General features: G+C 53.0%; 10 protein-coding genes and 1 pseudogene. 7 read left to right on the top strand and 4 right to left on the bottom strand.

Going from position 1 to position 13,784, the window contains the following annotated elements; genetic code table 11:
* Nucleotides 1–150 precede the first annotated feature (150 nt).
* Nucleotides 151–1,824, top strand: a complete 1,674-nt coding sequence (locus tag KO499_RS18845) for a methyl-accepting chemotaxis protein (protein WP_215985280.1) — start codon at nucleotides 151–153, stop codon at nucleotides 1,822–1,824.
* Nucleotides 1,825–1,875: 51 nt separating this feature from the next.
* Here KO499_RS18845 and KO499_RS18840 read toward each other — a convergent pair whose 3' ends face one another.
* Nucleotides 1,876–2,322: a hypothetical protein gene (locus KO499_RS18840; protein WP_215985279.1), complete on the bottom strand. Its 447-nt coding sequence runs from the start codon at nucleotides 2,320–2,322 to the stop codon at nucleotides 1,876–1,878.
* Nucleotides 2,323–2,605: 283 nt separating this feature from the next.
* Between KO499_RS18840 and KO499_RS18835 the strand changes: the two genes are divergently transcribed.
* From KO499_RS18835 to KO499_RS18820, 4 genes and pseudogenes are all read left to right on the top strand, one after another.
* On the top strand, nucleotides 2,606–3,367 hold the full coding sequence (locus KO499_RS18835; protein WP_215985278.1) for a hypothetical protein: 762 nt from the start codon (nucleotides 2,606–2,608) through the stop codon (nucleotides 3,365–3,367).
* 645 nt (nucleotides 3,368–4,012) lie between these two features.
* Nucleotides 4,013–4,183, top strand: coding sequence for a TnsA endonuclease C-terminal domain-containing protein (locus KO499_RS20005; protein WP_416240404.1), 171 nt, complete (start codon nucleotides 4,013–4,015; stop codon nucleotides 4,181–4,183).
* Nucleotides 4,171–4,377 (top strand): annotated as a pseudogene (locus KO499_RS20000) (Tn7-like element transposition protein TnsE); the annotation flags it as partial. The gene KO499_RS20005 and the pseudogene KO499_RS20000, both read left to right, overlap by 13 nt.
* Nucleotides 4,378–4,642: 265 nt before the next feature.
* Nucleotides 4,643–6,622, top strand: coding sequence for a TonB-dependent siderophore receptor (locus KO499_RS18820; RefSeq protein WP_228340045.1), 1,980 nt, complete (start codon nucleotides 4,643–4,645; stop codon nucleotides 6,620–6,622).
* A 134-nt stretch (nucleotides 6,623–6,756) separates the two neighbouring features.
* On the opposite strand, the gene KO499_RS19995 is transcribed toward KO499_RS18820, so the two are convergent.
* The gene (locus KO499_RS19995; protein WP_215985274.1) at nucleotides 6,757–7,089 is read right to left on the bottom strand and encodes a sucrase ferredoxin; all 333 of its coding nucleotides are present in this window, start codon (nucleotides 7,087–7,089) and stop codon (nucleotides 6,757–6,759) included.
* 200 nt (nucleotides 7,090–7,289) lie between these two features.
* Between KO499_RS19995 and KO499_RS18810 the strand changes: the two genes are divergently transcribed.
* On the top strand, nucleotides 7,290–10,451 hold the full coding sequence (locus KO499_RS18810) for a PAS domain S-box protein (protein ID WP_215985273.1): 3,162 nt from the start codon (nucleotides 7,290–7,292) through the stop codon (nucleotides 10,449–10,451).
* A gap of 237 nt (nucleotides 10,452–10,688) precedes the next feature.
* Here the strand turns inward: KO499_RS18810 and KO499_RS18805 are convergent, their stop codons facing one another.
* Together KO499_RS18805 and KO499_RS18800 are read right to left on the bottom strand one after the other, a co-directional pair.
* Nucleotides 10,689–11,837, bottom strand: a complete 1,149-nt coding sequence (locus tag KO499_RS18805; protein ID WP_215985272.1) for a hypothetical protein — start codon at nucleotides 11,835–11,837, stop codon at nucleotides 10,689–10,691.
* A gap of 220 nt (nucleotides 11,838–12,057) precedes the next feature.
* On the bottom strand, nucleotides 12,058–13,005 hold the full coding sequence (locus KO499_RS18800; RefSeq protein ID WP_215985271.1) for a LysR family transcriptional regulator: 948 nt from the start codon (nucleotides 13,003–13,005) through the stop codon (nucleotides 12,058–12,060).
* A 194-nt stretch (nucleotides 13,006–13,199) separates the two neighbouring features.
* Here KO499_RS18800 and msuE point away from each other — a divergent pair, with 194 nt between their 5' ends.
* Nucleotides 13,200–13,781, top strand: coding sequence for an FMN reductase (gene msuE / locus KO499_RS18795; RefSeq protein ID WP_323133378.1), 582 nt, complete (start codon nucleotides 13,200–13,202; stop codon nucleotides 13,779–13,781).
* The last annotated feature ends 3 nt before the right edge of the window (nucleotides 13,782–13,784 follow it).

Genomic DNA, 13,784 nt, shown 5'->3' with positions numbered 1-13,784 from the left:
GCAGGGCTGTCTCGCCAGAAAGGACAGTCTGTTCAGTTTTTTTCTCATCTTCCCAGCCGATCTGCCGTTATAATCTACATAGACTTCCCGGCATTCCACCTTTTGCTCAAATGGCACCGTTTGCTGACGCAAGCGCAGGAGACCTTATTCATGAAATTTTCGATCCGGAACCGATTGATGATCATCGCTATCGTCCCGGTAATGCTTATGGCTGTGGTGTTGTTCATCGACTTCAACATGGCTAGCCAGCAAATGACCAAAGCCCAACTGGAAATTGCCCACCAGGAAGTCACAGCGATTAAAAAGGCGGAACTCAAACTGCTGATGGAAACGGCCAGCAGTGCAATTAAACCTCTGTATGAAAGCGGTGCCTCGCTGGAAGAGGCTTTGCCATTGCTGAAATCTATTCAGTATGGCGATAACGGCTATCTCTTCGGCTATTCAACCGACGGTATTCGCAGGCTGTTGGGAAGCAGCGAGAAAGGCATTGGGGATAACTTCTGGGATTTGCAGGACAAAAAAGGCAATTATCTTGTTCGTGAAATCGTTGATGCAGCCGTAAACGGCGACGGATATTTCACCTACTGGTTCCCAAAGCCGGGCAAAACCGAGGCCGAACCCAAAACCTCGTATAACGTTTACCTACCCGACTGGGATCTCGTTATCGGGGCCGGATTTTACTTTGACGAAGCCGAGGAAGTTGTTGGTCGTCTGGATGAAAGCGCTCAAAGAGAGTTGGCTGACGCCGGAATCACATTTGTTGTACTGGGAGCGATTACTCTCGCAATCGTGGTTGCCATCGCGCTTGTCATTCGTGCCACGATCATGAAGCCTCTGACAGCCATTCAGGACTCGGTGCGCAACCTCAACGGCGGCGATGCAGATCTCACAGCCCGAGTCGACGTAAAAGACAAGCACGAACTCGGGTCACTGGCGGGTGATATCAATACTTTTATAGGACAGCTCGAAACACTCATTGCCGACATGAAAGACCACGCCAGGCTGCAGGGTTCAACCAGCAAAGAAATCTATGAGCGCATGGGCCGCATGGTTGGTCTGCTTTCCGAGCAGGGCGATGAAACAACTCAAGTGGCGACCGCCGTCACCGAAATGACCGCTGCAGCAGAAGAAATCGCCACCAATGCGGCCAATGCCGCAAGTTACACCAATGAATCTACCACCTCCATCAATCACGCCCAATCCAGCATCACCCAGGGTGCGGAGGTTTTACAGGATCTGGCCGATGAAATTGAAGCTACCGCAGAACAGGTAGAGTCACTAGGCGCTGGAGTCTCCAATATCGATACGATCATTACGACGATCAACGGCATCGCAGATCAAACGAACCTGCTCGCACTCAATGCCGCCATTGAAGCCGCTCGGGCCGGAGAGCAGGGTCGTGGTTTCGCCGTTGTTGCAGAAGAGGTTCGTAGCCTTGCGCAGAAGACTCAATCAAGCACCACGGAAATCTCCGACATGATTGAGGACCTCAAGTCCAAGACCAATTCAACCGTCGAATTCATGCGTTCTTCGCAGATCAAAAGTTCCAAGGCTGTTGAGAGCAACAACGAAGCCGTTAATGACATGAACTCGGTCGTAGGGTCCATGAAGCTGATCTCTGAACAGAGCGAACAGATTGCTTCTGCCGCTGAAGAGCAATCCAGTGTTTGTAATGATATATCAGAGCGACTGGAGAAGATTTCAGATCAGTCAGCCCGCTGCACGGAACAGGGGAAAGAAACATCGGAAGCCGCTGACCGAATGGAGCATGCTTCCGAGGATCTTGGTTCGATGGTTGATCAATTGAAGACCACACCACGATAACTCTCATGAACCTGGAGTGCGGTGAAGTTGGCTCGCACTCCAGGGGTCTCTTTAGTTGCAGGAATCAAGAAAAAGCCGTATCTCGTTGACCACGGCACGCTGCTTATTATAGCCCATCGATGCCATCGCCGTAGCGGCGTTCGCGCCGTCTGCGGTGAGTATCTGAACGACCCCGGCATGAGAAGAACCACCTTTTCCTGTTCTGATGGTCACGCTTTGTATAGCCGACAGAGGCACCTCAACGACGTTGGTGCCGATGATGCGCGACGATCGTATTCTGGCAGTCTGATTTTCCCGTGAAAAGATAGCCACTCGATAATCCAGCAAACACGCGAATACAGACACAGCAAAGAGGAAAATTCCCAGGTCTGTCAATTTGGCCTGTCCTGCAAGCCATCCATACACAGCTCCGGCAGTGACAACCACGCAGAATCCTGCCAACAGACCGGGAAAACTTTTAATCACAAGCTCTTGGCTTGAAGCATGGACGTTAATCATTTGAGCCTGCGTATCGATTTGGAGATGGATATCCTTGCCAGGACAATCGTGAATGAACCATTAATATCCTTGTTTGGCATGATAAAGATATGTTCCACCCGTGTTATGACAGATCGGATTTTCGCTCTTAGATCGCTCTTTTGCCTATTTTTTAAGGCTAAATACCTGATAAAGTCAAAAAATCACGCAATATGTAGCCTGTTACTCACTCGACGTTTTCCCGGGGTAAATGAGCTGGGTTCAGGCTGCTTTGCGAGATACTAATCACAATAAGGAGCAGTAAATGTTGTACAGAATAAAAGCGAGCGCTCGGATCTCTTCCCCATTGCTTATGGGGCTGGTTTTGGCCGCTTGTGGTGGCAGTGGTGGAGGTGGTCTCACATCAGACACTCCAGACCAGCCGACAATTGAGCTTAAACCGGGTGGGTATGCGACGACTATTGCGTTTGACGATGGCAGCACGGTTGATGCGGCAACCCTGCTAAGCCCTTCTGGTCGTTTCGTGGTTCTTGTCGACTTCGATGACATCACAAGTGGCATTCTGGAATACGGTTCCGGTGGGACAATTACAGGGATCGGTACAGACTACGTATTTGACGGTCTCTCCTGGCAGACCCAAAGCGGCACGATCTCTGGCGAAGCGGCTTCTTCCAGCAGCGCCACAATTACGGCCATTGCACCGGGATACGAGTCTACTTCGACCCTTGAGCGAGATGATCAGTACAGTGATCTCGGCGTGACGCTGGCCTCTCTGTCAGGCACATACACAATGGATGTACCTGGTGTCACCCTGACATCTGTGACGATCGCTTCAGACGGAATAATCACAGGAAACGACGAAACCGGTTGTGTTTTCAATGGCAATGTTGCGATTCCGGACCCCCGCTACAACGTTTATGAAGTCACTTATAGCGCCAACAATTGCGCTGACTCCCAACGTAATGGCGATTACTCTGGAATAGGGGCCTACGACCCTGATCTCGGTGAGGTTCAGTTTGCCGGTACAGGCAATCAGGTGGCCTCGTTCTTTATAGGCACGAAGTAAATAGAACCTCAGCCGGGACAGAATGGATGTCCCGGCACTATCGAGATCTAATGTTGTGACATGGCCCTCCGATCCCCGATCGTTGTTGCTCACAGGCAATCTCCGGTTATCTACAATTCGGACTCAGTTGAATGACGCATTATGCCAAGACCCGATCCGGAAAATTGATGGAGTGAAGCAGTCAATTGACAACCGGGCCTACCTTCAGCGGATTACACCAAGAACAGCCCGAAGCATTTGGTCGAAAAGAAATACAGAGCTTGCCGAACGCCTGATTACCGAAAGCCGGATGCAAGAACCTGGTCTATCACAGGTTCGCGCTGCCAAAATCGAGTCGCGGATGGCATCAATAACTTAAAGATTTTTTCGGCACAAAGTGCTAAACAAACTTAAAGTAGATTCGAGAATAGGGTGGTCATTCCGGTTTCCACACAAAGTGCTAAATCGTCGTCCAACTCTGAGTTCGGAATAGTCTCACTGGAGCCGAAAGACTGGAGGCGAGCAACAGACCTTGTTTGAAGGGGCGCTATAACTGAGAAGCAGATGCCTCACACCATAATGGAAAATCTGGATCTGTTTTACTCGGCACGAGTACAAAGCGAAAGCATGGAAGTGTTGTTTTGAAGCTTGCCAATCTACGTCGATGTGTTGGCACAAAACCCGAATACCAGGCTTCCGGAGCTGGGCATGCTGGTTGACCAGTCATACTCGCTTGAGCCGGGGACATTGCTCGATCGGTTACGGGCGCTAGCGGCTTTAAGGGCGCTAACATTTGATATATCGGATAATAAAAAAATCTATCGACGCTGCTCTTGAAGCAACCTTCTCCGCATTTCGATTGGCGGGCTGAAATAACCACATTAGAGCAACATTTACTCAGGAAATCATGGAACTGGCCAGCTTCTCACCTAAAGTTGGTGTTTCCTGACCACCACAAGCGCATCCCGCATCCCAGAACGTCGTCAGAAAAAAACTTTAGAGCCAGGTTCATTGCAACATTGGGCAGATAGGGTACTTGCGGCGTTAGCATGACCCTCAGAACACGCTTTATCGAGGGTTTGCCATTTTATGCATATACTCGATAATAACGTTTAAACGGTAATGGTAACCATTAGCATTTTTAGTTACATTAATGGCTGGATGCTTTTCGCCCCAAAATGCTCACACTCAGCTCAAGGTAACACTATGCCTCCTAGCGCATGTCAACGTCGCCCTCTCCCAAAAGCCATATATTACGCCGCGCCTATAGCGTGGCTGGGCCTTGTGCCTTTGGCCATGGCACAAACTTCCGACAGCGACACCGAAGTACTCACTCCGCTTGTTATAACCGGGACTGCGCTGAAAGTGGAGGCTCCTATTGCTGAAACGCCTCGGCCGGCTTCTCTCGTCACCCGAGAAGAGCTGGAAGAGCGCAACGTTCAGTCTCTTGATGAAAGCTTCCGCTACCGTGCGGGCGTTTTAACGGGGCAATATGGCAGTGATAACGATACCGACTGGTTTAAAGTGCGGGGTTATGATCAGTCGACGTATCAGGATGGTTTACGGATCTACCGAGCCGGTTTCTACCAGTGGCTACCAGAGCCATATGGGCTTGAGCAGGTAGAGTTGTTGAAGGGTCCAGCCTCGGTCCTCTACGGTGAAGCGCCTCCGGGCGGGGTTATAAACGCGATCAGCAAGCGCCCCACAGAGGACCGGCAGGGGGAAGTTATTATCGAAGGTGGCACGAATGACCACCAGCGGATTGGGTTTGATAGCTCTGGTCCGGTTAATGACAGTAACGATGTGCGTTATCGCCTGGTGGGCCTTTACCAGGACACTGAAGGTGACATCGATGACTCGGAAAATAAACGCTACTACCTTGCTCCCAGTCTTGAGTGGGACATTAGCGACGACACCTCACTGACACTTCTGGCTAGTTTTCAGAAGGATGATGCGGTGCCATACAACGGTTTCAAATTACCCTATGGCACCATTGAAGACACGCCCTTTGGCAAAGTCGACCCCGAGGTAAATTACGGTGAGCCTGACTACGATGTGAATGAGCGTGAGCAGACTTCACTGGGCTACCAGTTCTCGCATCAGCTTAATGACACCTGGCGCTTTGAGCAGGACCTGCGTTACAGCAAACTCGACATGCTGCTGCGCAGTACCTATATCTTTTTCCAGAGCGCGCCGAGAGAAGGTACCCGGGGCCTGGTATACCGCGATGGTGACATTACCTCCTGGACGATTGATAACCGTATGGTTGGTAAATGGTTCACGGATCGCACCGAAAATACGCTTCTCGTAGGTGTGGATTACCAGGATCTGGAAAATTCGGGAAAAGAGGCGGATCCCTTCCCTTTCGGGACTGTGGATCTGTTCGAGCCCCAGTATGGAAACTACACGCCGGTGGCTGAAAGCGATCTGACGCAACGAACAATCAATAAACAGCAAACGGGTATTTATCTTCAGAATCAACTCCGGCTGGATGATCGGTGGATCTTTCTGGCTGGGGCACGCTATGACAAAGCTGAAACAGATAACCTGGCAAACGGTACCAAAGACCGTGCCGACGACAACGAGGTTTCGTTATCCGGTGGCGTCATGTATGTAACGAATAATGGTCTTTCGCCCTACATCAGCTATACCGAGTCATTTCAGCCCATAGTAGGTACCGACTCCAATGGCGATTTGTATAAGCCCAGGGAAGGAAAGCAGATTGAAGCAGGTATCAAGTATGCGCCCGAAAGCATTGATGGTTATCTGAATACCTCGGTGTACCAGATCGAAGAGAAAAACTCTCTGGTGACTGATGGTGCTGTTCAGGTGCAAGAGGGTGAGCGCAATACCAATGGTTTCGAGCTGGAGGGGGTTGCCTATCTGACTAACAACCTGCAGGTGACAGCGGCTTACACCTACAGCGATTCAACGACGCAAAACCGGGCGACCGGCGCTGATGAGGTTCGAGCGGCGCTGATACCGCGCCATATGGCCTCGGCATGGTTGGACTACGCGTTCTCGCAAGCCGTTCCTGGTTTGAAGGTAGGGGCGGGTGCACGCTTTGTTGGTGAAACCAAGGACGAGACCTATGGCTACGAGGTTCCTTCCTACACAGTGTTTGATGTCATGGCGAGCTATGATTTTGCCAGGAATTGGCGGGCGCAACTGAACATAAACAACGTAGCTGATAAAGAGTATGTCGCGAGTTGTGATTACTGGTGCTATTACGGCGAAGCAAGACGCGCCACTGCGAGTGTAAGTTACCGCTGGTAAGTCAGTGATCGTTATGGGTGGGCATGGTGCCCACGAGGTGATTACTTCATCCTTTTCCCGAGGTGTTATGTTCGAGTTGCAAGCGGCCAGTTGGCAGATCAACGGTAAAGTGCTCTTGCACCCCATAGATCTGGTTATTGACCCGGGGAAAGTGCTCGGGTTGATCGGTCACAACGGTTCACGGCGGGCGTCAATGTCGAGTCGCCGCGGTAGCAGGGCCGGTAGGGACGGTCCTCGGACTCGGCCTGCAACAGGTGCGGAACATCGTCGGCGGTGAGGCGGCAGTGCTTGCGTAGCGCCGGGAAGACCATGACGCTCGCGGCCAGCCGACAGCCACCCAGGTGGGAGCTCTCCCAGACATCGAACGGGTGCGCATGCTGCTGCGCGGCGTTGCCCTGTGCCTTGTAGCTGCGGTAACCGAACTTGGCGCAGCACTTGTCCTTCTTGCCATGGGTGCAGCTAAACAAAAGCGAACAGTTGCCGCCACATAAACTGCTCGATCACTTGCCCCCTGAGATGTGTAAAATCCAACCCAGCCAGAAATTGGCAAATGACCAAAGGGGCTGTATGTTGAGGACGCGGCGATGGCAGACTCGACAAATGAATAAATTCGCTTGATTGGTGTTGGGATGCATTGAAAACGGCTACAGGGAAAAGGAAAGGATCATTGACAACCAATCGTTTTCGTAACGCGACACGCAGTGGTGACGAATCTCGTCGGATTTCTGAATTGATCAAGCTTAGGGTTCTGGATTCGCCTCCCGAGCGTCATTTTGACGATCTGGTTGAGCTAGCCTCACTAATTTGCGACAAGCCGATTGCGCTGGTGTCTTTGGGGGATCGAGATCGCCAGTGGTTCAAGGCGGCCAAGGGTATTTCGTTCCAGAAAACAGGTCGTGACATACCGTTTTGCGCCCATGCGATCCAGGGTCCCAGCTTCCTTGAGATCGTTGATACACAGAAAGATAAACGCTTTGCCGAGAACCCTTTGGGCACCGGTGAACCGGGTTTTCGGTATTATGCAGGGGTGCCGCTGATTGGCCGTTCCGATTTTACGTACGGTACATTGTGCGTGCTCGATACCGTACCGAACGCCCCTTTGACCGAACAGCAGCGAGTCGGTTTGGAGCGGCTTGCCCGACTGACCGTCGACCGTCTAGAGGATTGGTCTCGTCAGCAACAGGCAGATTTAGATTCAAAAACCCTCGCAACCCTTCTCGAATTCATGCCGGACGCCGTTGTCTCCTGTGATAGCGAGGGAAATCTTGCAGAATTTAATCGTGCCGCCCGCGATTGGCACGGCGTTGATCCACGTTCGTTGGCGCCAACGAAATGGGCCGAACACTTTGACCTGTACAAGCCTGATGGCAAGACCTTGCTTGTCACTGAAGAGATACCGCTTTTGCGAGCATGGCGAAGGGAGCCGGTTCGCAACACTAAAATAGTGATACGGGCAAAGGAACAACCTCCGCGAGTAGTGCTTTGTAATGGTGATCTCTTAGCGGATGACCTCGGTCGACCGCTCGGTGCTGTTGTTACCATGAGCGACATTACGGAACTGCAACATGCCTACAGCAACCTGAATGATACCCGTGGCTCTCTGCAAGCCGTGATTGATGCGTCTGTGGGCGTTGCCATTATTGCAACCGATACCGAAGGGCGCATCACGCTTTTCAATTCAGGTGCAGAGACGCTGCTTGGCTATCGCGCCGCAGAAGTGGTGGGGACTCATACGCCGGCACTGTTCCATCTGGAATCTGAAGTGGTTCTCTCGGGGGAGCGTCTGTCTGAAGAGCTTGGTAAACAGGTGGAGGGGTTCGATGTTTTCGTCGCTAGGGCCCGAGACGGGGTTTCAGACACATCGATTTGGACGTATGTGCGGAAAGACGGTGAACATCGCACTGTTCGATTGTCCGTGAGTCGCCTCAAAGATGAAGACGATGCGACGATGGGCTACCTCGGCATGGCTGTGGATATAACGGAGCAAAGGCAGGCTGAGAGAGAAGCGCGGCTTGCCAGTGAGCGATTTGGAGAAGCATTCAACTCCGCTGCCCAAGGTATGGCCCTGGTCTCATTGGAAGGGTGCTGGATGGACGTGAATGAGGCCGCAACCAAACTGTTTGGCTACTCACGTGAGGAATTGTTGGCGACCGATTTTCAAACGCTCACCCATCCCGACGATCTGGAATCGGATCTGACCTTGCTGCACGATTTGCTGGCTGGTCGAATTGAACAGTACCAGATGAAGAAACGCTACTATCGGAGCGACGGGACGACTATTTATGCCTTACTGTCTGTCGGCCTCGTTGTCGACGAGGAGCAGCGTCCATTGCATTTTGTTTCGCAGATTCAAGACGTTTCGAGCGAACATCATGCGCTCCAGCAGCTAAAAGCGAACCGTGCATTCTTGCAACAGCTGTTTGATTCTTTGGCTGATGCGGTGCTGGTGCTCGATGTTGATACAAGAATTGTTGGGCACAACTGGGCCGCCAGTGAACTTTTCGAGTTGCCTTCCGATGCCACCGGTTCACCCTTGAGTGCTCGTTTACCTGAGTTGGCCGCTCGGCTATCCGCCACCGAAGCCGAGCAAACAGATGATATGAAAATCGCTGGGTTGCTTGCCAGGTGGAATACGACGCTTGCTGTCGCTGGTAAAGAGCCGTTGTCGTTAGAACTCAGCCTGTCTCAGGTTCGTGGGGCGGAAGAACCTGCTTTACGTTGGGTGTTAGTCGCTCGGGATCTATCTGAAAGTGAGCGAAATGAATTGCTTAAAAATCAGTTTGTTTCGACGGTGAGCCACGAATTACGCACTCCTTTGACCTCGATTTCAGGGTCATTGGGGCTGATCGCGGGAGGAGCTTTGGGTGAGTTGCCCGATCGGATGGAGGGGATGCTGCGCATTGCTCAGCAGAATACTCGGCGATTGATTCAACTGGTGAATGATCTGCTCGATCTGAACAAACTGTCCGCCGACGAGATGAACTTCAGTATACAGCGTTTGGATGTATCGACGGTCCTGGAACAAGCCATCGAGCAGATGATGAGTTACGCCGAACCCTACGGCGTGCGACTTCGAATAACTGGCGATACGTCCGGACACATCAAAGCCGATCCGGATCGGTTGTTACAGATATTGCTCAACCTTATCTCTAACGCCTGCAAGTTCTCTCCGCAAGGCGAAAGCGTAGATATCCATTGCGAGCCGGACGCTGAAGATGGCGCCCTGATAAGCGTTGTGGATCGAGGTTCGGGTATTCCTGAATCTTTCCGAAGCCGAATTTTTGAGCGTTTTGCGCAGGCGCAGGCCTCTGACAACCGAGCCAAAGGCGGCACAGGGTTGGGGCTCGCGGTCACGAGAGAACTGGTTGAGCGAATGGGCGGTGTGATCGGGTTCGAGTCACGGGAGGGTGAGGGCGCGCGCTTTTGGTTTCGCTTCCCGCGTGCTGAGGTTCGTAAGGTGCAAGAGCCAGGCATTGCCCGCGTGCTGCACGTTGAAGATGATGCGGACTTAGCGGCGGTTGTTCGGGGACAGTTGGCTTCACTGGCAAGGGTCGATCGGGCGGAAACATTGCGGGAGGCACACGAACGACTCAGACAGGTCTCTTACGATTTGATTCTGCTTGATCTGAAACTGGAAGATGGCAACGGGCTGTCATTGTGGGAAACGATACATCGATCTCAACCTAGTGTGCCAGTGGTAATTCTTTCCGGATACGAGGTACCGAGGGCGATCGCCTCTAAGGTCGCGGCGGTGGTGCAAAAAGCATCGGTCACGCCGGGTGAAATTGAAGCCCGGGTTTCGGAGTTGCTGAAGGAAAGGAGCCTGTAAAGGGACTCTTTCGAGTCTCTCTGTGTAAACAAAGCGAACACGCGAGTCAGGGCTTGAACGAGCGCATTACACCTTTGTCCCGAGCGCTTATGCGTGTGAAAAATTGCTCGCCCCGAACGGCCCAGTAACCGGTTGACCGCGTGACCTTTTAACAGCGCATCTACCAATTTATGACTCTTAGCAAAAGGAGGATAATCTGGTAGCTGTCTAATCGAAGAATCAACAGGCCGGATCTAGTCAGGCGCTGCAGCTATACTTGGATGGGCCCCGCCCCTCGATCACCTTCCCAGATTTGTAGTCCACGCTCTGTGTAGGCAACAGATCCGACTCGTATACCCATTCAGCCCCCTGGTTTGTGAGAAGATAGTTTTGCCTCTGGCAATCACGGCCATCACTGGTTTCTACATTGGCAGCGGCTCGGCAACTTGCCTTGTCAGCCGTCTTGGTCAGATAACATCGAATCGATGTGCCTCGCGTATCGCTGACCAGCAACAGCTGTTGCAGATGGCTTTCGAAACGCTGCCCTGCGACATGCGCAGCTTTAGCGCCTTCAACAGTACGGAGGTTTCCTTTCAAACTTCTTAATACCGGATGAGCTGGATGAATCTGATTGGCAGCGAGTTCGTTGACGACTTCCCAGCCGTTTTGCTCCATGAGGAATTGAAGCTTAAGAGTTATAACGTGGTCATCAGAAGCTCGCCCTTCAAGACCCACAAATGCAGTCGACGGATTAGCAGTTCCAGAGGTATGCAGTGTTGTACCAAAAGTCTTCTCAACAGTGACATCAGGGTAGCTTTCCGCGGCATACTGCCTTGCTAATAAATTAAGTGTGTCCAAGCTTTCGTAGCGGCGATTCAGCCTGCCATTGCTAACCTTGATATCTCCGAATGTGGCAAAGCCTGAGCCTTGCAGCTCTGTCTGATTCTTTGCTGCAGTCAGCTCAATGGTGAACGGAACACCCAACGCTTCAGATTCACCAAACACCAGCTTTAACTGGTAGTCACTCACTAGGGTTTGCTGGTCAGGTGTGCTCTGGTCCTCCAGCTTTTTATTGAGTCGCAGGTGAGGAGTTATGCCCGTGCCATCAGTTGGCACCGTATATGTTTTCTCGGCCGGGTTTTCATCGAAGATCACGATTTCCGCTGCAAGATCGGCGAAGAATTCCGAGCCTTGCCGAAGCTCCAATGTTCCGTGAGTGAGGATCGCTTGTTCCGCGATGAATTGACTGTCGCGGATCTGGCCGGCCACGGGCTGAACGTTTGCGGTGGGCGCCGATGAGCTTTGGACTTCCGAGGTGGGTTCTGGAGCCGGTTCGGTGGCTGCGGTTGAAGCAGGCTCATCACTGCAGCCGGTGGCGATCAGGACGATGGAAACAATCGCGGCCATACTTCTACGCGTTAAGGGATTCCAATCCATAATTGTGCTCTCATAAATGTGCTGGGCGTTTTAGCGATCTTTATACCATAGTTATCTATGTAAATGAGGCCCGTGGAAAGCGCTGTTTTGGTTGGTGTAAAAGGTCCGTTTTGTGGTCAAAGCGGACAGATTCTGGCGTTTGTCCATTTCACACCAAAACAGCAGTAGCGCGCGCAAGATAGAGACCAAGTCACTTCGACCCGTAGTCAGGCTCCAGCCCTGGACGATCAATGACGTGAGCGATGTCCATGGCATGCGCAGGCTGGCGAGCCAATTCGATGAAGGCGCGCACGTAGTCGATGGTGGTGTCTGCCTCGCGCGTGCCCAGGAATATCTGCTTGGCAATGCCGCGCGGCCCCAGTCGCACGGGCACCACCTCCATCCTGGTCGCGTACTCGTCGACGAGCCAGCGCGGCAATGCCGCCACGCCACGGCCGCTGGCCACCATTTGCACCATGATGTCGGTGGTTTCAATGGCTTTGTGGCGCTTGGGCGTGATACCTGCCGGCAGCAGGAACTGGTTGTAGATGTCCAGGCGCTCGATGTCCACAGGGTAGCTGATCAGTACTTCCCGCGTCAGCTGCTGGGGCTCCACATAGGCGACCGAGGCCAGGGCATGGCCCTTGGCCACGAGGAGCACCTGCTCGTAGTCAAACACTGGCTCGAACTTCAGGCCTGGCTTGAACAGCGGATCAGGTGTTACCAGCAGATCGATCTCGTAGCCAAACAGGGCGCTAATGCCACCGAACTGGAATTTCTGTTTCACGTCCACCTCCACGTCCGGCCAAGCCGTGAGGTAGGGCGAGACCACCTTGAGTAGCCACTGATAGCAAGGGTGGCATTCCATACCGATGCGCAGCGCACCACGCTCGCCCTGCGCGAACTGGCCCAGGCGTTCCTCAGCCAGATCAAGCTGGGGCAGCACACGGTTGGCCACGGCCAGCAGGTACTGGCCAGCCTGTGTCAAGCGAAGGCTGCGGCCTTCGCGCAGCCAGATGTCGGTGCCCAACTGCCGCTCCAGCTTCTTCATGCTGTGGCTCAGTGCCGACTGGGTCAGGTGCAGCACGCCCGCAGCGGCCGTCAAGGAACCTTGTTTCTCGACCTGCTGGACGATGCTGAGATGGATGCGCTCAAGCATTCTATGATTCCTGCTCATGGATTGGTGAATTAATACCATTTTACTTCATTGAATCAGGTCGGGACAATGCCGCCCATCGTTTGTTTACATGCATCGGAGCGGCTATGACACTGTCTAAAAACTCGAATTTCCCGGAGACTGGGGGGATGGCTCGCCAAGCAGCGTCGCCCTGGTCGGCTGACCTGAACTCCAAAGTGACACGTCCACTTCGCGTCGTGGCGGTTTCCGGCGGACTTCAAAGCCCCTCCAAATCGGCAGGCCTGGCCCAGCACCTGCTTGACTTAATTGCTGACCAGGTGTCGTGCCTCCCGCACTTGGTCGATTTGGGGTTGATAGCGCCACAGCTCACCGGCTCGGTCTGGCGCACTCAGGTACCTGCCTCTGTGGAACAGGCGCTGGCAGCGGCCGAGCAGGCCGATGTACTGGTCGTCGTCAGCCCGGTTTTCCGTGGTTCGTACACGGGCCTGTTCAAGCACTTCTTCGACCTCATTGAGCAAGAGGCCCTGATCGACACGCCGGTGTTGCTGGCCGCCAATGGCGGCAGCGAGCGCCACTCCCTGGTGATCGACCACCAACTGCGGCCGCTGTTCAGCTTTTTCCAGGCACGCACGTTGCCCCTGGGCGTCTACGCCACCGACAAGGATTTCGTGGATCGCCGCCTGAGCGACGAAGCCGTGATCGAGCGAGCCAGGTTGGCGGTTCAACGGGCATTGCCCCTGTTTGAACTGACGCAACACAGCATTTCCTCCAACGCTGAACGCTCACTGGCAGTCTGAAAC

Origin of the sequence: Marinobacter sp. F3R08, from assembly GCF_018860425.1 — a bacterium.
GTDB lineage: Bacteria > Pseudomonadota > Gammaproteobacteria > Pseudomonadales > Oleiphilaceae > Marinobacter.
Note: the sequence above shows the minus strand (reverse complement) of the source record. Positions and strands in the feature narration are given on the sequence as shown.